The organism is Sphingobium sp. 15-1, assembly GCF_013375535.1.
Taxonomy (GTDB): Bacteria; Pseudomonadota; Alphaproteobacteria; order Sphingomonadales; family Sphingomonadaceae; genus Sphingobium; species Sphingobium aromaticivastans.
Map to the genome: position 1 here is coordinate 1,265,510 of NZ_JABXJG010000001.1, position 19,605 is coordinate 1,285,114.

General features: G+C 65.5%; 21 protein-coding genes. 5 read left to right on the plus strand and 16 right to left on the minus strand.

The window, feature by feature from the left end:
• The first annotated feature begins 8 nt into the window (after window positions 1–8).
• A complete protein-coding gene (locus HUK72_RS05850) occupies window positions 9–464 on the plus strand; it encodes an SRPBCC family protein (RefSeq protein WP_176595943.1) in 456 nt (151 codons plus the stop codon).
• On the plus strand, window positions 451–792 hold the full coding sequence (locus HUK72_RS05855) for a helix-turn-helix transcriptional regulator (protein WP_176595944.1): 342 nt from the start codon (window positions 451–453) through the stop codon (window positions 790–792). Before HUK72_RS05850 ends, HUK72_RS05855 begins: the two co-directional genes overlap by 14 nt.
• A 9-nt stretch (window positions 793–801) precedes the next feature.
• On the opposite strand, the gene HUK72_RS05860 is transcribed toward HUK72_RS05855, so the two are convergent.
• The 8 genes from HUK72_RS05860 to gpmA form a co-directional block, all read right to left on the minus strand.
• On the minus strand, window positions 802–1,215 hold the full coding sequence (locus HUK72_RS05860) for a DUF3035 domain-containing protein (RefSeq protein ID WP_176595945.1): 414 nt from the start codon (window positions 1,213–1,215) through the stop codon (window positions 802–804).
• Entirely contained in the window at window positions 1,215–1,730 is a 516-nt protein-coding gene (gene lspA, locus HUK72_RS05865; protein ID WP_176595946.1) for a signal peptidase II, read from the minus strand. Before lspA ends, HUK72_RS05860 begins: the two co-directional genes overlap by 1 nt.
• Window positions 1,731–1,854: 124 nt before the next feature.
• Complete coding sequence (gene ileS / locus HUK72_RS05870) at window positions 1,855–4,728, minus strand: isoleucine--tRNA ligase (protein WP_176595947.1); 2,874 nt, start codon at window positions 4,726–4,728, stop codon at window positions 1,855–1,857.
• 155 nt (window positions 4,729–4,883) lie between these two features.
• The gene (locus HUK72_RS05875) at window positions 4,884–5,822 is read right to left on the minus strand and encodes a bifunctional riboflavin kinase/FAD synthetase (protein ID WP_176595948.1); all 939 of its coding nucleotides are present in this window, start codon (window positions 5,820–5,822) and stop codon (window positions 4,884–4,886) included.
• Between the two features lie 8 nt (window positions 5,823–5,830).
• Window positions 5,831–6,355 carry a dihydrofolate reductase gene (locus HUK72_RS05880; protein ID WP_176595949.1) on the minus strand — a complete coding sequence of 175 codons (525 nt, stop codon included), beginning with the start codon at window positions 6,353–6,355 and terminating at the stop codon, window positions 5,831–5,833.
• Complete coding sequence (locus tag HUK72_RS05885) at window positions 6,352–7,422, minus strand: 5-(carboxyamino)imidazole ribonucleotide synthase (protein WP_176595950.1); 1,071 nt, start codon at window positions 7,420–7,422, stop codon at window positions 6,352–6,354. Before HUK72_RS05885 ends, HUK72_RS05880 begins: the two co-directional genes overlap by 4 nt.
• A 1-nt stretch (window position 7,423) precedes the next feature.
• Window positions 7,424–7,918, minus strand: a complete 495-nt coding sequence (gene purE, locus HUK72_RS05890) for a 5-(carboxyamino)imidazole ribonucleotide mutase (RefSeq protein ID WP_176595951.1) — start codon at window positions 7,916–7,918, stop codon at window positions 7,424–7,426.
• Between the two features lie 199 nt (window positions 7,919–8,117).
• Complete coding sequence (gpmA, locus tag HUK72_RS05895; protein ID WP_176595952.1) at window positions 8,118–8,804, minus strand: 2,3-diphosphoglycerate-dependent phosphoglycerate mutase; 687 nt, start codon at window positions 8,802–8,804, stop codon at window positions 8,118–8,120.
• 155 nt (window positions 8,805–8,959) lie between these two features.
• Between gpmA and sppA the strand changes: the two genes are divergently transcribed.
• Window positions 8,960–10,861 carry a signal peptide peptidase SppA gene (gene sppA / locus HUK72_RS05900; RefSeq protein WP_176595953.1) on the plus strand — a complete coding sequence of 634 codons (1,902 nt, stop codon included), beginning with the start codon at window positions 8,960–8,962 and terminating at the stop codon, window positions 10,859–10,861.
• A 284-nt stretch (window positions 10,862–11,145) separates the two neighbouring features.
• Entirely contained in the window at window positions 11,146–13,455 is a 2,310-nt protein-coding gene (gene rnr / locus HUK72_RS05905; RefSeq protein ID WP_176595954.1) for a ribonuclease R, read from the plus strand.
• Window positions 13,456–13,650: 195 nt separating this feature from the next.
• On the opposite strand, the gene HUK72_RS05910 is transcribed toward rnr, so the two are convergent.
• The 5 genes from HUK72_RS05910 to HUK72_RS05930 all read right to left on the minus strand — a co-directional run bounded on the left by HUK72_RS05910 (window position 13,651) and on the right by HUK72_RS05930 (window position 17,199).
• Window positions 13,651–13,971 carry a hypothetical protein gene (locus HUK72_RS05910; RefSeq protein ID WP_176595955.1) on the minus strand — a complete coding sequence of 107 codons (321 nt, stop codon included), beginning with the start codon at window positions 13,969–13,971 and terminating at the stop codon, window positions 13,651–13,653.
• 101 nt (window positions 13,972–14,072) lie between these two features.
• Window positions 14,073–15,449 (minus strand): MATE family efflux transporter, encoded by a 1,377-nt coding sequence (locus tag HUK72_RS05915; protein WP_176595956.1) that lies wholly within the window; start codon window positions 15,447–15,449, stop codon window positions 14,073–14,075.
• Entirely contained in the window at window positions 15,449–16,378 is a 930-nt protein-coding gene (locus tag HUK72_RS05920; protein ID WP_176595957.1) for a DUF808 domain-containing protein, read from the minus strand. The genes HUK72_RS05915 and HUK72_RS05920 overlap by 1 nt, the downstream gene beginning before the upstream one ends.
• Before the next feature lie 243 nt (window positions 16,379–16,621).
• The gene (locus HUK72_RS05925) at window positions 16,622–16,870 is read right to left on the minus strand and encodes a hypothetical protein (protein ID WP_176595958.1); all 249 of its coding nucleotides are present in this window, start codon (window positions 16,868–16,870) and stop codon (window positions 16,622–16,624) included.
• Entirely contained in the window at window positions 16,867–17,199 is a 333-nt protein-coding gene (locus HUK72_RS05930; protein ID WP_176595959.1) for a hypothetical protein, read from the minus strand. The genes HUK72_RS05925 and HUK72_RS05930 overlap by 4 nt, the downstream gene beginning before the upstream one ends.
• A 103-nt stretch (window positions 17,200–17,302) precedes the next feature.
• On the opposite strand from HUK72_RS05930, the gene HUK72_RS05935 reads away from it, so the two are divergent.
• The gene (locus HUK72_RS05935) at window positions 17,303–17,608 is read left to right on the plus strand and encodes a plasmid stabilization protein (RefSeq protein WP_176595960.1); all 306 of its coding nucleotides are present in this window, start codon (window positions 17,303–17,305) and stop codon (window positions 17,606–17,608) included.
• 31 nt (window positions 17,609–17,639) lie between these two features.
• On the opposite strand, the gene HUK72_RS05940 is transcribed toward HUK72_RS05935, so the two are convergent.
• The 3 genes from HUK72_RS05940 to HUK72_RS05950 are packed head-to-tail and all read right to left on the minus strand — an operon-like array spanning window position 17,640 to window position 19,596.
• Window positions 17,640–18,272, minus strand: a complete 633-nt coding sequence (locus HUK72_RS05940) for a trimeric intracellular cation channel family protein (protein WP_176595961.1) — start codon at window positions 18,270–18,272, stop codon at window positions 17,640–17,642.
• 15 nt (window positions 18,273–18,287) lie between these two features.
• Window positions 18,288–18,833: a glutathione peroxidase gene (locus tag HUK72_RS05945; protein WP_176595962.1), complete on the minus strand. Its 546-nt coding sequence runs from the start codon at window positions 18,831–18,833 to the stop codon at window positions 18,288–18,290.
• Between the two features lie 37 nt (window positions 18,834–18,870).
• Window positions 18,871–19,596: a VIT family protein gene (locus HUK72_RS05950; RefSeq protein WP_176595963.1), complete on the minus strand. Its 726-nt coding sequence runs from the start codon at window positions 19,594–19,596 to the stop codon at window positions 18,871–18,873.
• Between the last annotated feature and the right edge of the window lie 9 nt (window positions 19,597–19,605).

Sequence of the window (19,605 nt, forward strand, 5' to 3'; positions counted from 1 at the left end):
TTGCCGATATGACCGATTCCATCATCAAGACCATCGAGATCGCCGCGCCCGTCGAAAGGATATGGGACGCACTGATCGATCATGAGAAGTTCGGGACCTGGTTCCGAGTGGCGCTGGACCAGCCCTTTACGGTGGGCCAGGCTTCGACCGGATATATGACCTATCCCGGCTATGAGCATTATCGCTGGGAAGCGCGGATCGTGGCGATCGAGCCGATGACGCGCTTTGCCTATGAGTGGCCCGCGACCGGGGGCGACAAGGAATTGATGGAGAGCGGCGTCCCAGTGCCGGAATGGACGCTGATCGAGTTCGTGCTGGAACCGGTGGGGAACGGCACGCGGCTGACCGTAACCGAGAGCGGGTTCGACAAGGTGCCGGAGCCTCGACGGAGCAATGTCATGCGGTCCAACGACGGCGGCTGGGCCGAACAGGTGAAGAATATCCGCGACTATGTTGAGGGTTGAGCACTCCCCTGCCCCTGGGCCTGCCCGGCTGTTCGCGGCGCTGGGGGATGCGACGCGGCTGGGGTTGATCGGGCGGCTCTCCGAGGGCGGGGAGCGATCCATCGTTCAACTGGGCGATGGATTGCCGATCAGCCGCCAGGCGGTGGCGAAGCATCTGGACGTGCTGCTTGGCGCCGGATTGGTGCGGCGAACCAGAAGCGGGCGGGAGGTGCTGTTCACCCTTCGCCCGGAGGTGTTTGCCGAGGCCAGGGACTGGCTCGACCAGGTCGGGAGCCAGTGGGATGGGACTTTGGGCCGGTTCAAGGATTTTGTCGAGAACCAGCCCTAAGCGGCTGTTTTACTGCTGCGGCGTGGAGGCGCGGGCGTCCTGCCCATCGCCTTCCGGAGCGGCGATGATGTCGCGGGTTGTGGCGCCCTTGTCCACGACTTCGGTGCCCGGATCGCCCGCTGACGAACGGATGCCCGCGGCGGCATTGCCGCGGCCTGCGGCGTTCAGCGTGCCGGTTTCGGCGGCGCTGCGGGCGGCGGGGCCGCCGAACATGGCCTCCATCGCCGCCTTGCTCGAATCCACTTGCGCAGCGGCCGGGGTGCCCGGAGCGGGCGGCACCAGCGCGAAGTCGGGCGGGATCACCAGAGGAGCCTGGCGCGACACGGCGAACTCATCGGGGCGGGCGCGGTTGAAGAGGCCGCCGCCACCGCCGCAAGCGGACAGCATCGAAATCAGGCCAGCGGCGAGGATCAGTTTACGCATTAGTTCAATGACTCCGTCTTTGCGCCCTTCTCGCGCAGCAGAAGCGCCCGCGCAAGCAGGATCAGCACGCCTAAAGTGATGGCCGCGTCGGCCAGGTTGAAAATCAGGAACGGCCGCCATTCCCCGAAATGCAGGTCGGCATAATCGACCACATAGCCCAGCCGCACGCGGTCGATGATGTTGCCGATCGCGCCGCCCAGGACGAGGCCGAGCGCCGCGACGTCCTGCCGCGCCTTTTCGCGCCACATCCACACGCCCACGAAGCCCGCGATCAGCATGGTCATGCCGACAAGTATCCAGCGCATCATGTTCGTGTCAGCGTGGAAGAAACCCATGGAAACGCCGCGATTTTCCAGCCAGCGCAGGCGGAAGATCGGCAGGATTTCAATGCCGTCGTCCATCCGGCTTTTCAGCGCCAGCGGATAGGTGACGGTATATTTGACGAGCTGGTCGAGTCCGAGCGTGACGGTCGCGACGATCAAGCCCAGAGGGCGATGGTTGGCGGGATTTGGCATCAATTAGTGCTCAACCTGCATAACTTGTTCCCCCGTGCTCCTGCGAAGGCAGGAGCCCAGTTCGAGCGCCGGGACTGGGCTCCTGCCTTCGCAGGAGCACGGTGCACTGGCAAGCGCTTCATGCTCACGCCGACAACACCTCGTCGCAGCGATTGCAGAGCGCGCCGTCTTCCTCGACTTCCGGCAGCAGGCGCCAGCAGCGGCCGCATTTGTGCCAGTCGCTGGGCTTCACGACGATGCCGTCGCCCTTGCCCGTTTCGATGCGGGCGACGATGGCGATTTCCGCGAAGTTCACACCGTCACTGGGGACCAACTCGCCCATGGTGACGTCGGCCTCCAGGCTGGAGCGGACGATCTTCTCGCGGCGGAGCGGTTCGATGGCTTCGTTGACCTGATCGCGCTGGTTGCGGATCTCGGTCCATTTGTCGTCCAGGCTCTGGTTCCGCCAGCCCCCATCGACTTCCGGCCATTCCAGGAAATGCACGCTTTCTTCGGGGTTTGCGAAGCGGCTTTGCCAGACTTCCTCAGCGGTGAAGGGGATGATCGGCGCGGCGTAGCGGACCAGCGCGTGGAACAGCGTGTCAAGGACCGTGCGATAGGCGCGGCGCTTGGGGTCCGACTTCGCATCGCAATAGAGGCAGTCCTTCCGGATGTCGAAGAAGAAGGCCGACAGGTCGCTATTGGCGAAGTCCATCAGCGCGCGGGTGTAGCGGCTGAATTCCAGCCAATTCTCGCTGCCTGCGGCCTTGTCGACCACGCCCTTGAGGTCCGCGTCGAGCCTGGCGAGCAGATGCAGCATGTAGCGTTCCAGCTCCGGCATTTCTGAAACGGGCATCTTTTCCTCTTCCGAAAAATCGGAAAGAGCGCCCAGCAAGTATCGGAAACTGTTGCGAAGTTTGCGATAGGCGTCGGACGAGCCGGCGAGCACTTCCTTGCCGATGCGGACATCGTCGAAATAGTCGGTGCTGGCGACCCAGACGCGCAATATGTCGGAGCCGCTTTCCGCGATGACCTTCAGCGGATCGACCACATTGCCGAGGCTCTTCGACATTTTCCGGCCTTGCCCGTCCAGCGCGAAGCCGTGGGTGAGAACAGCATCATAGGGTGCGCGGCCGCGGGTGCCGCTGCTTTCGAGCAGCGAGGACTGGAACCAGCCGCGATGCTGGTCGGAGCCTTCCAGATAGAGGTCGGCGCGGGCATCGGGGCCATAGCGGCCCTCGACCACGAAGCTGTGGGTCGAGCCGCTGTCGAACCATACGTCGAGAATGTCGTTCACCACCTCATAGTCGGTGAGGTCGTAATCGGGGCCAAGCAGCGCCTGATGATCGGCGCCGAACCAGGCGTCAGCGCCTGCGCCCTTGAAGGCTTCGATGATGCGGGCATTGACTGCCTTATCAACCAGATAGTCGCCGGTCTTGCGATGGACATAAAGCGCGATGGGCACGCCCCAGGCTCGCTGGCGGCTGATCACCCAATCGGGGCGACCCTCCACCATCGAGCGGATGCGGTTGATCGAGCGTTCGGGCACCCAGCGGGTGTTCTCGATCGCGTCGAGCGCAGTGCCGCGCAGGGTCGCGCCGTTGCTTTGGGCAGCGAGGATGGCTTCTTCCTCGGCGCAGCGCGGGATGATGCCGTCCCCCACGGGGCGGTCCATGGGGATGAACCATTGCGGGGTGCAGCGGAAGATGATCTTCGCCTTGGAGCGCCAGCTATGGGGATAGCTGTGCTTGAAGTCGTCAGATGCAGCCAGAAGCCCGCCCGCTTCGCGCAGGTCGGTGCAGATCGGGCCGTCCTTGCTGACGAATTTCGGGTTGATGACGCTGCCCTGGCCGCCGAGCCAGAGCCAGTCCTCGCGATATTTGCCGTCATTTTCGACGGCGAAGACCGGGTTGATGCCGTTCGCCTTGCAGAGCGCGAAATCGTCCTCACCATGGTCGGGCGCCATGTGGACAAGGCCGGTGCCCGCGTCGGTGGTGACGAAATCGCCCGCGAGGAACGGGCGCGGTTTCGCGAAGAAGCCGCCGAGGGCGTGCATGGGGTGGCGGGCGATGGCTCCGGCGAGTTGGGAGCCTACCACCTGAGGCATATTCTTAAATGCCTCAAGATCGGAGAGTCCGCTCGATTCCAAACCACCAAGCAACTCGGGAGCACGTCGCAGCAAATCTGCTACGAGATTTTGAGCGACAAGATAGCGCACCCCGTTAGCCGTAAAGACGGTGTAGGTAATCTCTGGCCCATAGGCCAGAGCCTGGTTGACCGGGATCGTCCAGGGCGTCGTCGTCCAGATCACCGCATGGGCGCCGACCAGTTCCGGCGCGTTCGGCGCTTCGACAATCTCGAACGCCACGTCGATCTGGGTCGAGACGATGTCCTCATATTCCACTTCCGCCTCGGCCAGCGCGGTCTTTTCGACAGGCGACCACATGACGGGCTTGGCGCCGCGATAGAGCTGGCCGCTTTCCGCGAATTTCAGCAGTTCCCCGACGATGGTGGCTTCGGCGTCGAACTTCATGGTGAGATAGGGATCGTCCCAGTCGCCCATCACGCCCAGGCGCTTGAACTGCTCCTTCTGTACGCCGACCCATTTGTCGGCATAGGCGCGGCATTCGGCGCGGAATTCCTGGGGCGGAACCTCGTCCTTATTCTGCTTCTTCTTGCGATATTCTTCTTCGATCTTCCATTCGATCGGAAGGCCGTGGCAGTCCCAGCCGGGGACATAGGGCGCGTCTTTACCCAGCAATGACTGGCTGCGGACGATGATGTCCTTCAGCACCTTGTTCATCGCATGGCCCATATGGATGTCGCCATTGGCGTAGGGCGGGCCATCGTGGAGGATGAAGCGTTCGCGGCCCTTCCGCCGCTCGCGCAGCTTGCCGTAGAGGTCCATTTCCTCCCAGCGCGCAAGGATCGCCGGTTCCTTCTGCGCGAGGCCCGCCTTCATCGGAAAGTCGGTGACGGGGAGGAAGACGGTGCTCTTATAATCTGGCTGGTCGGTCATAATGGGTCCGGCGGTAAAAAATCTCCGTTCGCCCTGAGCTTGCCGAAGGGCTGCCCTTTTCTTCAAAGAAAGAAAGGGGCTTCGACAGGCTCAGCCCGAACGGGTGAGAAAAACGTGCCCAGTGCATTAGGCCCCGGTGCATTAGGCCCCGTGCATTAGGCGAGGTGTGGCGTTCCCGCAAGGATTTGCCGCGCATCGTCGCAATCCCTGGCGATGGCGGCCATCAGCGCGTCGAGGCCGTCGAATTTCGCTTCGGGACGGAGGAAGTGGATGAGCTGGACCTCGATCCTCTGGTCGTAGAGGCTTTCGGCAAAATCGAAGAAGTGCGGCTCCAGCAATTCCTTGGGCGGGTCGAAGCTGGGGCGGATGCCGAGATTGGCGGCGCCGTCCAGGACGCGGCCGTCGGGGAGAAGCCCGCGCACGGCATAGATGCCATAGGCCGGACGCAGATAATGGCCCATGTCGACATTGGCGGTGGGGAAGCCGATGGTGCGGCCGAGCTTGTCGCCGTGCTGGACCATGCCCTCGATGGTGTAGGGGCGGGTCAGCAGGCGGGTTGCGGTGGCGCAGTCGCCGGATTTGAGCGCCTGACGGATGCGGGTGGAGGAGATGATCTCTCCATTCGCGCCCGAGACCGGGGCTACCGCCTGCGCGGTCAGGCCGATGGGAGCGCCCAGTTCCGCCAGGGTTGCGGTGGTGCCTGCGCGATCCTTGCCGAAGGTGAAATCCTCGCCCGTCACGACCCCCGCGACGCCCCAGTCGGCCAGCAGGCGGACAAAGGCCTGCGGGTCGAGCGCGGCCAGTTCGCGGGTGAAGTCGAACACCAGCATCGCGTCGGCGCCCGCCCTGGCGAACAGGCGTTCGCGCTGGTCGAGCGTGGTCAGGCGGAACCAGGGCGTATCCGGGCGGAACAACCGCATCGGATGCGGATCGAAGGTGGCGATGATCGCCGGGCGCCCCTGCGCGTGGGCAAGCTCTATGGCGCGGCGGGCCACGGCCTGGTGTCCCGCGTGAAATCCATCGAAATTCCCCAGCGCCATGATGCTGCCGCGCAGATGGGCGGGCATCGGGGCGCTGCTGTGCAGCCGCTCCATGAGGCGCGCTATAGGGGCGCGTCCGGCCGCTGGCAATGCGCGGCCGTGCGGCGGAGGGTGACGAAGCTGTAGGCGGGACGGCCGTTATGCGCGGGGTGGTCTTCGCGGGCGACCTCCTGCCAGTCGGCGGGGTCGGGATAGGGGATGTGGGCGTCCCCTTCCGCGTCGATATGGACTTCGGTGAGTTCGATGCGGTGGGCGAGCGGCAGGAAGAGCCTGGTGATCTCCGCGCCGCCGATGATGGCGATGGTGGGGGCGGCGGAAATGGCGATGGCGGCTTCCACCGTGGGGACGGGTTCGGCGCCCTCCCCTGCCCATGCGCTGTCGCGGGTGAGGACGATGTGGCGGCGGCCGGGGAGCAGGCCGGGCAGGCTGTCGAAGGTCTTGCGACCCATGACCATCGGATGGCCCAGGGTCAGCGCCTTGAAATGCTTCAAATCAGCGGGCAGGCGCCAGGGCAGGTCGCCATCCTTGCCGATCACGCCATTGTCGGCGCGGGCGAGGATGAGGACGATTTCCGGCGTTTCGTTCACAGCGTCAGGCGCGTGACGTGGCCCATCTTGCGGCCGGACCGGGCTTCGTGCTTGCCGTAGAGGTGGAGATGGTTGGCCGGGTCGGACAATAGCTGCTGCCAGTCATTGGCCTGCTCCCCGATCAGATTGTGCATCTCGACCTTCGCGGCGGCAAGGCCAGTGTCGCCCAGCGGCAGGCCGCAGATCGCGCGGACGTGGTTTTCGAACTGGCTGGTGAGCGCGCCTTCGATGGTCCAGTGGCCGCTATTGTGGACGCGGGGCGCCATTTCGTTGAAGACCGGGCCGTCGGCGCTGGCGAAGAACTCCAGCGTCAGGACGCCGACATAATCGAGGGCGTTGGCGACTTTCGACGCCAGGGCGCGGGCTTCGGGGAGCTGGCTTTCGATCAGGGCGCCCGCGGGGACCGTGGACGTGTCGAGAATGCCGTCCTTGTGGACATTGGCGGCGCTGTCCCAGAAGCGGATGTCGCCATTGGCGCCGCGCACGAGGATGACGGAAAACTCCTCCGCGAAGGTGACGAAGCCTTCGAGGATGGCGCTCTGGCGGCCGATGGCGTTCCAGGCGCCGATTGCGTCGCCGGGCTCCTGCAAGCGCGCCTGCCCCTTGCCGTCATAGCCCATGCGGTTGGTCTTCAGGATCGCCTTGCTGCCGATCTGGTCGATGGCTTCTTCGAGATCGTCGAGGCTTTCGACCGGAGCGAAGGGCGCGGTCAGGCCGCCCAGGTCGCAGACGAAGCGCTTTTCCGCGAGGCGGTCCTGGGCTACGCGGAGCGCCTGCGCGCCGGGGCGGACGAGGCCGTGGGTGGCGAGGACTTCGACCGCCGAGGGATCGATATTCTCAAATTCGTAGGTGACGACGTCCACGCTGTCCGCGAAGGCCGCCAGCGCGTCGGCATCCTCATAGGCGCCCTGCGTCCAGCGGGGGGAGACGTCGGCGGCGGGGCCGCTCATTTCCGGGGCGTAGATGTGGGTGCGATAGCCAAGCTGCGCGGCGGCAATGGCGATCATGCGGCCCAGTTGGCCGCCGCCTAATATGCCGATGGTGGAGCCGGGCGGGATGATGGTCATCTTATTCGGGGGTGTCCGCTACGTCGTTGGTCTGCTTTTCGCGCCAGGCGTCGAGGCGCTGGGCTAGCGCTGCGTCGGTGGTGGCGAGGATGGAGGCGGCGAACAGCGCGGCATTGATCGCGCCGGGCTTGCCGATGGCGAGCGTGCCGACCGGGATGCCGCCGGGCATCTGGACGATGGAGAGCAGGCTGTCCATGCCCTTGAGGGACTTGGATTCGACGGGTACGCCGAGAACCGGCAGGCGGGTCATCGAAGCCGTCATCCCGGGCAGGTGCGCGGCGCCTCCGGCTCCGGCGATGATGACTTTCAGGCCCCGGCCGACCGCGCCGGTGGCGTAATCATAGAGACGCTGCGGGGTGCGGTGGGCGGAGACGACCTTGCATTCATGCGCGACGCCAAGGGCTTCCAGCGTTTCCGACGCGTGGCGCATCGTTTCCCAGTCGGATCGGCTGCCCATGATGATGCCGACTATTGCGGCTTCGGTTGCCCCGGTCATTATGCTTGGCACTTTCCCTGATAGTGCGGAAAGCAAAGCCCCTTAGCCGGAGGACTGGCGGGGGGCAATGCTGTTTCTCCCCTCCCAAGCGACACCCTGCAACGGTGGGGCTGGACACTCGCTGCGCTCGCCCCTCCCCTAACCCTCGAAGAAAATCACGTGCCTCTCTTCGACGCAAGCGGGAGGGGGATTTGAACGATTAGCGTTCGGACAGATAATAGCGGTCCTTTGCCGTCAGGTCGTCGTTGAGGTCATAGACGATCGGCTGGCCGGTCGGGATTTCCAGTTCGGTGATCTCGTCATCCGAGATGTTGGAGAGGTGCTTCACCAGCGCGCGGAGGGAATTGCCGTGGGCGGAGATGACGACGCGCTTGCCTGCCTTCAGGTCGGGAGCGATGAACTCTTCCCAATAGGGCAGCACGCGGGCGATGGTGTCCTTGAGCGATTCCGTCGAAGGGATGGCGATGCCGGCATAGCGGCGGTCCTTCGACAGATCGAACTCGCTGCCTGCCTCCAGCGGCGGCGGGGGCGTGTCGAAGCTGCGGCGCCAGATCTTTACCTGATCGTCGCCATGCTTGGCCGCCGTCTCCGCCTTGTTGAGACCGGTGAGGCCGCCATAATGACGCTCATTGAGCCGCCAGTCCTTCTCGACCGGCAGCCACAGGCGGCCCATTTCCTCCAGCACCAGGTTCAGCGTCTTGATCGCGCGGGTCTGGACCGAGGTGTAGCACTGGTCGAAATCCAGCCCCTTTTCCTTGAGCAGACGCCCGGCGGCGCGGGCTTCCTCGGCGCCCTTTTCGGTCACGTCGACATCCCACCAGCCGGTGAAGCGGTTTTCGAGATTCCAGGCCGACTGGCCGTGACGGATAAGGACGAGCGTGGGCATGAAGCGTGTCTCCTGCACGAAAAGCCATGAGTTGCGGCCTCCCATAGCGCGGGAATCATCCGACGCAAGCTTGCGCGGGCTCCGCCTCCCCCCACATTGCAGTCGGTCCGTCGATGGTTTAGCCCGGACGGCAGTCTAAGGAAGGAACCGGTAACTTGGCATTTGTGAAGGGCATGTGGCGGATATTGGTCGCCATCAAGGACGGGCTGGTGCTGCTTTTCCTGCTGATGTTCTTCGGGCTTCTCTATGCCGCCCTGTCCTGGTCGCCCAAGCCCGGCCAGAGCATGAGCAGCGGCGCGCTGTTGCTGAAACTGGACGGCAGCATCGTCGAACAGCCCGCCGAGGTCGATCCGATGGCCCTGCTGACCGGCGGGAACAACCGGACGAGGGAATATGGGCTGGCCGACATCGTCGCCGCGCTGGATGCCGCCAGGAACGACCGGAAGGTCAAGGCCGTGGTGCTGAACCTGGACGGCTTTGCCGGCGGCGGCCAGGTGGCGCTGGCGCGGGTCGGCAAGGCGCTGGACGCGGTGCGCGCCGCGAAAAAGCCGGTCTTCGCCTATGCGACCATCTATAGCGACGACAGCTATCAACTCGCCGCCCATGCCAGCGAGAGCTGGGTCAATCCGCTGGGCGGCGTGGCGATCACCGGGCGCGGCGGGTCGGGGCTTTATTATAAGGGGCTGATCGACAAGCTGGGGGTCAACACCCATGTCTATCGCGTCGGCACCTATAAGAGCTTTGTCGAGCCTTTCACGCGGACCGGCCAGTCCCCGGAAGCGAAACAGGCCAATCAGGCGCTCGCCAATGCGCTGTGGGAGGATTGGCAGCAGGAGATAGTCAAGGCGCGGCCCAAGGCGCGGCTGGCGGCCTATGTCAGCAATCCGGCGGCTCTGGCGGAGGCCGCTGGCGGCAATTTGGCGAAGGCGGCTTTGGGCGCAGGCCTGGTCGACAAGCTGGGAGATGAAGCGGCTTTCGGTGCGCGGGTGGCCGAAGTGGCGGGCGACGCGCCGGACGACAAGGCCGGGGACTTCGCCGCCATCGACCTTCGCGCCTATATGAAGGCGCACAAGCCCGCCAATGGCGGCGACATCGGCGTGCTGACCATTGCCGGGGATATTGTCGATGGCGAGGCCGGTCCGGGCACGGCGGCCGCCGACACGATTTCGGCGCTGCTTCGCAAGGCGCTGGCGGAGAAGGATCTGAAGGCGCTGGTGGTGCGGGTCGATTCGCCGGGCGGATCGGTGATGGCGTCGGAGAAGATCCGCAGCGCGATCATGGAGGCGAAGGCCGAAGGTCTGCCCGTCGTGGTCTCCATGGGCAATGTCGCGGCGAGCGGCGGCTATTGGGTGTCGACGCCCGCCAATCTGATCTTTGCCGAGCCGGATACGATCACCGGCTCCATCGGCGTGTTCGGCATCATCCCGAGCTTCGAGGGCACGCTGGCGAAGATCGGCGTGACCACCGATGGGGTGAAAACGACGCCGCTTTCCGGGCAACCCGACGTGGTCGGCGGCACGACGCCGGAGTTCGACCGGATCATGCAGATGGGGGTCGAGGATATTTACGGCCGCTTCGTCGGGCTGGTGGCGCAATCCCGGCGCAAGACGCCGCAGCAGATCGACGCCATCGCGCAGGGGCGCGTCTGGGACGGCGGCACGGCGCGGCAGATCGGGCTGGTGGACCGCTTCGGCGGGCTGGAGGATGCGATTGCCGAGGCGGCGAAGCTGGCGAAGATCGATCCGGCCAAGGCCAAGCCTTATCGCATCGCCAAGGAGCCGGACAAGTTCGCGGAGTTCGTCCAGTCCATCGTGGATCGGGAGGATGAGGACGATGCCGGGGCTCCGGATGGGGCGATGGGGCGCGATCTATTGGGACGGCAGGCGATGGTGCAGCGTAACTGGGCCTTGCAGGCCGTTTCCGACGTGCGGGCTTTGGTGAACGGCGCCGGGGTGCGGGCGGATTGCCTGGAGTGCCGGGGCTATGGCGCGCCGCGGGTGGCGACGGCGGCGGATGAGCGGGGGTTTATGGCGCTGTTGCTTGGGTTGTGGCGGTGATGCGCGGTGTTGCTTGATGTCGCATGGCGATTTGATGGCCAGTGGCTGACATTCAGCGATACGTGCTCCTGCGAAGGCAGGAGCCCAGTCCTGCCCTCAGTGTGTCCTCGAACCGTCTGAACTGGGCTCCTGCCTTCGCAGGAGCACGGTGTGCTTCAAGGAAGCGGACGGTCTGCTTACCACCCAACCCGGACACTTCGCCAAAGGCCGCTTCCCTATCCTGCCGCCACGATTTGAAGCGGTCCACACTGGCGCGGCGGAAACGCTCTCCCTATAGCTGGTCCATGGCATCGACCGAAAAGAAGAAGAAAACCGTCTCCGCCCGTACCAAGGTGCGGCCCGCAGGCTTCCCGACGCGCGAACAGGTGATGGATTTCATCGCCTCGTCCGAGCAGCCGGCCGGAAAGCGGGAGATCGCGAAGGCTTTCGGCCTCAAGGGGCAGGAGAAGATCGCGCTCAAGGCGCTGCTCAAGGATATGGCGGATGAGGGGCTGATCGACATCGGTCCGGCGCGGGCTTTTCACAAGATGGGCGGCGTGCCCAAGGTCACGGTGCTGCGGATCGTCGATGTCGACGACACGACCCTGATCGCCACGCCGGAGCGCTGGGAGGCTGAGGGGCAGCCCGCGCCCCGGTTGCGCGTCGTGGAGCGGGGCAAGCGGGGTGCGCTGACCATAGGCGACCGCATATTGGCGCGCACCGAGGAGGCCGGGCGCGGCTGGGTCGCGCATCCGATGAAGAAGCTTGCCAAGGCCAGCGAGGAATTGCTGGGCGTGGTCGAGGAAGGGGACGGCGGCAAGCTGTGGCTGCGCCCGGTCGACAAGCGCATTCGCCGGGATACGCCGATTTCCGATGCGGGAAGCGCGAAGAAAGGCGATCTGGTGCTGGCCGAGCCGGTGGGGCGCCCTCCCCGGATCACGGCGCGGGTGACGGACATATTGGGCGATCCCTTCGCGCCGCGCAGCTTCAGCCTGATCGCCATTCACAAGCACGGCATTCCCCACGTCTTTTCCGAGCGGGTGGAGGAAGAAGCTGTTTCTGCCTCCAAGCTCGCTCTGCATGAGGAAAAGCGGGAGGATTTGCGGCATTTGCCCATCGTCGCCATCGATCCCGTCGATGCGCGGGACCATGACGATGCGGTCTGGGCCGCGCCGGACGACGATCCCGCCAATGCGGGGGGCTACAAGGCGATCGTCGCGATCGCGGACGTCAGCTATTATGTGCGACCGGGGAGCGCGCTGGACCGCGAAGCGAGGAAGCGCGGCAACAGCGTCTATTTCCCCGATCTGGTCGTGCCGATGCTGCCGCATCAGCTTTCCTCGGACATGTGTTCGCTGCGGGCGGGCGAGGATCGGGCGGCGATGGCCTGTCATCTTGTGCTGGATGCTGCGGGCAAGGTGAAGAGTTGGCGCTTTTCCCGCGCCGTCATCCGGGTGGCGGCGGTGCTGGCCTATGAGGACGCGCAGGCGGCAATCGATGGGACGCGGGAGCAGCCGCTGCTGGAAACGGCGCTGAAACCGCTCTGGGCCTGCTGGGCGCTGCTGCGCAAGGCCCGGGACAAGCGGGAGCCGCTGGCGCTCGACCTGCCGGAGCGGCGGGTGGTGCTGGACGAATATGGCAAGATCGTCAGCGTGGCGGTGCGCGAGCGGCTCGACGCGCATATGCTGATCGAGGATTATATGATCGCCGCCAATGTCGCGGCGGCCAAGGCGCTGGAGGCAAAGAAGGCGCCGGTCATGTACCGCGTCCATGAACCGCCGAGCCGCGACAAGCTGGTGGCGTTGAAGGACTATCTGGCGACCTTCGACATCGAATTCGCGCTGGGGCAGGTGGTGAAGCCATCGACCTTCAACCGCCTCATCGAGCGCGTCGGAGAGGCCGAGGAGAAGCCGCAGATCATGGAGCAGATCCTGCGCAGCCAGACCCAGGCCTATTATGCGCCGTCGAATATGGGGCATTTCGGGCTGGCTCTGGGGTCTTACGCGCATTTCACCTCGCCTATCCGGCGCTATGCGGACCTGCTGGTGCATCGGGCGCTGGTGGGCGCCTATGGGCTGGAGCTGCCCACGCCCAAGGGGGATATTCCCGACCGATCCTCACTGAGCGGCGAGGATATGGAGAATATGGGCCGCGTGGGCGAGATGATCAGCCAGCATGAACGCCGCGCCATGGAGGCGGAGCGCGAGACCATCGATCGTTATGTCGCGGCCTTTCTGGCGGCGCATGTGGGCGATCTGGTGGAGGCGCGGATCACTGGGGTGCAGAGCTTCGGCTTCTTCGCCACGGTCGAGGGGCTGGGCGGCGACGGGCTGGTGCCGGTCTCGACCCTGGGCGACGAGCGATTCTTCTACGACGAGGCCGGGCGGGCGCTGGAGGGCGTCGAGAGCGGCGACCGCTACACGGTCGGACAGCGGCTGCAATTGCGGCTGGTGGAGGCGGACCCGATCAACGGCGCGCTGCGCTACGAACTGCCCGATGCCCTGCCCCAGCGGCCGAGCTTCAAAAAGGATCGCGTGCGGCCGGGCAGCGCCCGGCGCGGGCGGCCCGCCAATGTCCGGCATATCGGGGCGAAGCGGGGCAAGCATCGGCGGTGATGGGTCCGTGTGCCTCCAAATACCGTGCTCCTGCGCAGGCAGGAGCCCAGTTCTGCCGCCGGTGGATTATCGCACCGGTTGGACTGGGCTCCTGCATTCGCAGGAGCACGTAGTGTCGGAAGCTTAAACCGGATAAATTCAACGGGAAAGGGAGGCCTCACAGGACCGCCCTTTTTCGTTGTCGTGCTCGAGACCTCAGGCCGCCGCGCTCTCCGGCTCCACGGCGAACAGGGTCACGCCCTTATATTTGCTGTCGCTCTGATCGTAGAGGCCGTGCATCGCCTCGAACTTTTCCTCGATCAGACTGACGTCGTTCAAGCCAGCCAGCTTGAAAGTGCCCAGCTTCAGTTCCCGCGGCGGGCGGCCGTCGCGCTCGATCGTCACCGCGTCGATGAACATCTCGTCATGGCGCGTGTAAAGGATGTGCGGAGCCAGCTTCACGGCCATCTTATTATAGGTCGCGGTCAGACATTTCTGAAGCGCGATGGCTTCGAAGAACATGGTGGGAGCGGTCATAATGCGCTTTTCATGGCCGATTTGGCGCTCAGGTTCAATTGCTTTGTGCGTCGCACCATCGATGAGCGGCGCAACCAGGCGTATTTGCGGGATGAATGGCGTCAGATGCTTCGCGCATGCGGCAACAGGTTCAGCCGCTCGCGCAACGCCCAGCGCGTGACGAGCGACAAGGCCACGACTCCAAGCCCGCTCGCCAGCCCGAGCCAAATGCCCAGCCCCTGCAACCCGAGCGGAAAGGCCAGAATGACGCCGACGCCGATGCCAATCACCCAATAGCCGATCAGCGCGAAGATCATCGGCACCCGCGTATCCTGTATGCCCCTGAGCACGCCCGCGCCGACCGCCTGCGCGGCGTCCACCAACTGGAACAAAGCCGCCACGCCCAGAAAGCCGACCGCCAGCGCCGCCGTCCTCCCATTGGCCGGATCGCGCAGATCGAGGAAGGCCGAGATCAGCATCCGGGGGAAGGCGATCAGCATCGCCGCCGCCATCAGCGCGAATCCGGTCCCGATCGCCAGCGCCAGCCACCCCGCCCGGCCGACGCCTGCCCGGTCCCGCTTCCCATAGGCCAGCCCGACGCGCACTGTCGCCGCCTGGCCGATGCCCATCGGCACCATGAAGACCAGCGCGGCGATCTGGATCGCCACCGCATGCGCCGCCAGCGAGTCGCGGTCGATCAACCCCATCAGGAAGGCGGAGGCGTTGAATACGGTCGTCTCCAGCCCCAGGGTGATCGCGATCGGCAGGCCCAGTGCCCAGACCGCCCGGTGCCGTTCCCGATCCCGCGTCCAGAACCGCCCCAGCAGACGATAGCGGCGGAACCGCCGGTCGATCAGGATCACCGCCAGCAAACCGAAGAACAGGAAGGAGGATGACAGGCTGCTCGCGATCCCCGCGCCGAAAATCCCCAAGGCGGGGAAACCCAGATGCCCGAAGATCAGCGCCCAGCCCGCCAGCACGTTGAACGGGATGGCGCAGACCATGATGACCAGACCCCAGACCGGCCGTTCCAGCGCGGAGATGAAGTTGCGCAGCGTCGTGAAGCCCAGAAAGGGCAGCAACGCCCATTGCAGCCCGCGCATCAATTCCCCGGCTTGCCGCGCAAGGTCGGCTTCCTGCCCCATCAGCAGCAGGATCGCCTCGCTTTCCCACAGCAGCGCCCAGGCGGGCAGCACGAACAGCGCCGCCGCGCGCAGCGTCTGGTGCACGGTGCGCCGGACGTCGCGCACCGAATGCCGCCGCCGTCCCCGCTCCGTGGCGATCAGCGGCGCGGCGGCGGTCACCAGCCCCATGCCGAAGATCAGCAGCGCGTTGAACAGGTTGATCGCCAGCGCGCCCGAAGCGACCGCCCCAGCCCCAAGCCGCCCCAGCAGCAGCAGGTCGGTCGCGGCAATGCCCGCCCAGGCGATATTGCCCGCGATCATCGGCAACGCGAGCGCCGTCAGCGCCCCGGCCTCCAGGCGCCAGGGTGACGCCATCAATGCTTCTTGAAGAGGTGCAGAACCGCCACGACGATGCCGCCGACGATCAGGCCGACGATGCCCGCGCCCACGGCGTTCACGACCCAGTCGACCAGCGACGCGATGGCGGGCAGGCCGTGGGCGGCGCTTTCCGCGACATGATGGATGGCGCCGGGGATCATATCCCAGTGAAATTCGTGCAGGCCATGGACGATCAGCCCGCCGCCCACCCAGAGCATGGCCGCCGTGCCCACCACGGCCAAAATCTTCATCAGCACCGGCATCGCCTTCACCATCGCCCGGCCCAGCGCACGCGCGCCCGCCGACCGCCGTTCGGCCAGGTGCAGGCCAATATCGTCCATCTTCACGATAAAGCCGACCACGCCATAGACGCCCGCCGTGATCAGGAAGGCGACGACCACCAGGATGATCGCCTGTTCCCAGATCGGTTCCGCCGCCACGGTGCCGAGCGCGATCGCCATGATCTCGCCCGAGAGGATGAAGTCGGTGCGGATCGCGCCGGATACCTTCTGGTCCTCCAATTCCTTCGAACTGTGCGTTTCCAGCGCCTCTTCGGCCAGGTCATGGCCGCCCTGCACGGCTTCGAGCAGCTTCTCTGCCGCCTCGAAACAGAGGAACGCGCCGCCCAGCATCAGCAGGGGGGGCAGCAGCCACGGCGCGAAGGCGCTCAGCAGCAGCGCGGCGGGCAGCAGGAACAGCAGCTTGTTGCGCAGCGATCCCTTGGCGATCTTCCAGATGATGGGCAGTTCGCGGTCGGGCGTCAGCCCCATGACGTAGCGCGGCGTGACGGCGGTGTCGTCGATCACCACCCCCGCCGCCTTGGACCCCGCCTTGCCCGCCGCGGCGGCGACATCGTCCAGCGAACTGGCGGTAAGCTTGGCAATCCCCGCCACGTCATCGAGCAGCGCGATCAGACCCGAAGGCATTGATTAAATTCCCCTGTTGGTCCCGCTATGGAACCGGCAGCCGTCTCATAGAGGCGGGGCAAAGGCGGGGCAATGGATTGGATGGGCCAATTGCGTCATGCTGAACCCGGTTCGGCATCCATCACGCTCCCGGAGACCAGTGTGGCGGAATCGAAGTTCGTTTCATTGCCGTCATCCCAGGCTTGACCCGGGATGACGAAATCAATGTGGTGAACTTCGAATTCAGGGGACCAGCGCCGGCTCTTAGTGCAGGCCGCGATAATTGCCGGGCGGGTCGCTGGCGGGGAAGCTTTCGTCGATCTGCTCATCCACCAGGTCCCAGTCGCGCGCATCGATATGCTGCTCGTCCGGCCCGGCGTCGCGCACCCGGCCCGCAGTGAAGGCGGGGGTCCAATGGTCCTCGCTCTCGCGCCTGCCTTGCCATTCCTTCCACCCTTTCCAGGCCGCCGCGCCCAGCCCGGTAAGGAATGCCAGCTTCAACAACCCCTTCATCTCCGTTTCTCCTGTGCTTCGTGCAGATGAACCCACTCCGCGTGATTGCCGCCGACGCTGTCGGGCGGCAGCGGGATTTCGCCTTCCTCGTCGGTACCGGCCGGCGGATCGGCGGTGGAGGAGCCTGATGCGACCGTCCACCGTTCCCGCAGCGCGGCGTCGATCATGGCTTGCCAGACGCGCCCGTCGCCCGCCTCGCGCATCGCCTCGTCGGGATCTTTAATGATGGCGAGCAGGCTGGCGGCGTCCTCCACCTGATCCTGCCAGCGATCAGGATTGGCGGCGGCCAGATGGCGGGCCAGCCGTTCCAGAAGGGTGCGCTGCTCCATGGCCTGTTGAACGCTGGTGCCGCCGCTCTGTTCCCATTGCGCAACAATCTGAACGGTAGCGTCCGTCAGTCGTTACAGCGCGGAGGATCGAAAGGAGAAGATCATGCCACAGGGCGACAAGAGCAGCTACACCGACAAGCAGAAGCGCAAAGCCGAACATATCGAGCAAGGCTATGAGGATCGCGGCGTTCCCGGCGAGGAAGCGGAACGACGCGCCTGGGCCACCGTGAACAAGGAATCGGGCGGCGGCCACAAATCCGGGTCCGGCCGGGGCAAGCCGGACAGCCATGCCTCGTCGCGCAAGGGCGGCAGGAAGGGCGGCGGCGCATCGGCGCGGCGGCCAGCGGCGGATCGCTCCGCCGCGGCGAAGAAGGGTTGGGAAACCCGCCGCAAAAGGGCGCAGGGCTGAAGGCAGCGGGCGACGGCTTCAGTCCTCCGCCCTAATCCTCCGCCCTGTAATGCGGCAGGCCCAGGCCGCGCCAGATGGCGATGGCGCGCAGCAGGAAACCGAGCAGCGCGGCGATCAGCCCTGCGACGGGAATGTCGAGTCCGGCCCAGCGCAGCGCCACGAACAGGCCCGACGCCAGCGCGGCTGCGGTCACATAGAGTTCGGGGCGCAGCAATATGGACGGCTCCCCCGCCAGCAGGTCGCGCATGATGCCGCCGACGCAGCCGGTGACGACGCCCATCATCGCCGCCACGAAGGGCGGGATGCCATAGCTCATCGCCTTGGCCGCGCCATAGACGGCGAAGGCGGCGAGTCCCACCGCGTCCAGCCAGTCGAGGGCGCGGTCGCTCCACAGGCGGCGCGGGGTGAACCAGACGAGCAGCGCCGCGATCATGCAGGCGATGGCGGGCACGGCGTCGCGGACCCAGAAGACCGGCGCGCCAATCAGCAGGTCGCGCACCGTGCCGCCCCCTACCCCCGTCACCAGCGCGAAGAAAGCGAAGGTGACGAGCGTCTGGCGCAGGCGCGCGGCCGCCAGCGCGCCGGACGCCGCAAAGACGAAGGTGCCGACGATGCTCAGCGTTTCAAGGACCGGGCCGATCTGCGGCAGCAGCGTCTGGTGCATGGGCGGCGCGGGGCGTTATTTCGCCAGTTCGGCCTCGATGGCCGCGATCAGACCGGCGTCGTCAGGCGCGGTCGTGGGCGCGAAGCGGGCCGCGACCGTGCCGTCCTTGGCGATCACGAACTTCTCGAAATTCCAGAGCACCTCCGGTTCCGGATTGGGCGCGATGCCATAGCCCGCCAGTTTTTCGCGGAAGGCTGCGCCTTCGCCCTGGGCAACCGGCAGGGCGCTGGTGAGCGCGGCGTAGAGCGGGTGCTTTTCCGGGCCGGTGACGACGATCTTCTCGAACATCGGGAAATCGACGCCGAAATTGGTGGTGCAGAAGGTCGCGATCTCCTCATTGCTGCCTGGCTCCTGCGCGCCAAAGTCATTGGCGGGGAAGCCCGCGACGACCAGGCCCTTGTCCTTATAGTCGCCGTAGAGCTTCTCCAGCCCCTCATATTGCGGGGTCAGGCCGCATTTGGAGGCGACGTTGACCGCCAGCACCACCTGGCCCGCATAATCGGCCAGGCTGGCGTCGGCACCCTTGATGGTCTTGAGCGGGATTTGCTGAATATCGGTCATTTTTTCGTCTCCTTGGGAATGGGGTTGAACCGGTCCGTCATATGGCCGCGCCGAAAAGCTTGCCCACGCCCGACGTCGCGAGCATCGCGAACACGCCCCAGAAGACGACGCGGGCGACAGCGCGCAAAATTCCGCCGCCGCCGAGCCGCGCCCCGATATAGCCCAGCACCGCCAGGCAAAGCAGGGACGTCAGGGCAACGGCGACGATGGCATGAGACGGGCTGGCGACCGCGGCCAATACGGGCGCGACGGCGCCGACCGAAAAGGTCGCGGCGGATGTCAACGCGGCCTGGATTGGGCGCGCCGTGCTGATGTCGGAAATGCCCAGCTCGTCGCGGGCATGGGCGGCCAGCGCGTCGACATTCATCAACTGCGTCGCCACCTGACCGGCAAGGTCCGTCGTCAGGCCGCGATCGACATAGATGTCGCGCAGTTCCTCCCATTCGACATGCGGCTGTTGGGCCAGCGCCTTCTTTTCCTTGGCCAGATCGGCGCGTTCCGTATCGGATTGCGCGCTGACGGAGACATATTCGCCCGCAGCCATCGACATGGCGCCCGCGACCAGCGCGGCTACGCCGGACAGAAGGATGGTCGAGGATGCGGCGCCGGATGCCGCGATGCCGGTGAGCAGGCTGGCGGTCGAGACGATGCCGTCATTGGCGCCCAACACGGCGGCGCGCAGCCAGCCGACGCGATTGACATAATGGACGGCGTGATGGCCATCGATCACGTCATTGTCCTGCATCGTGGCGGATTGTTCCATGCGCTTTCC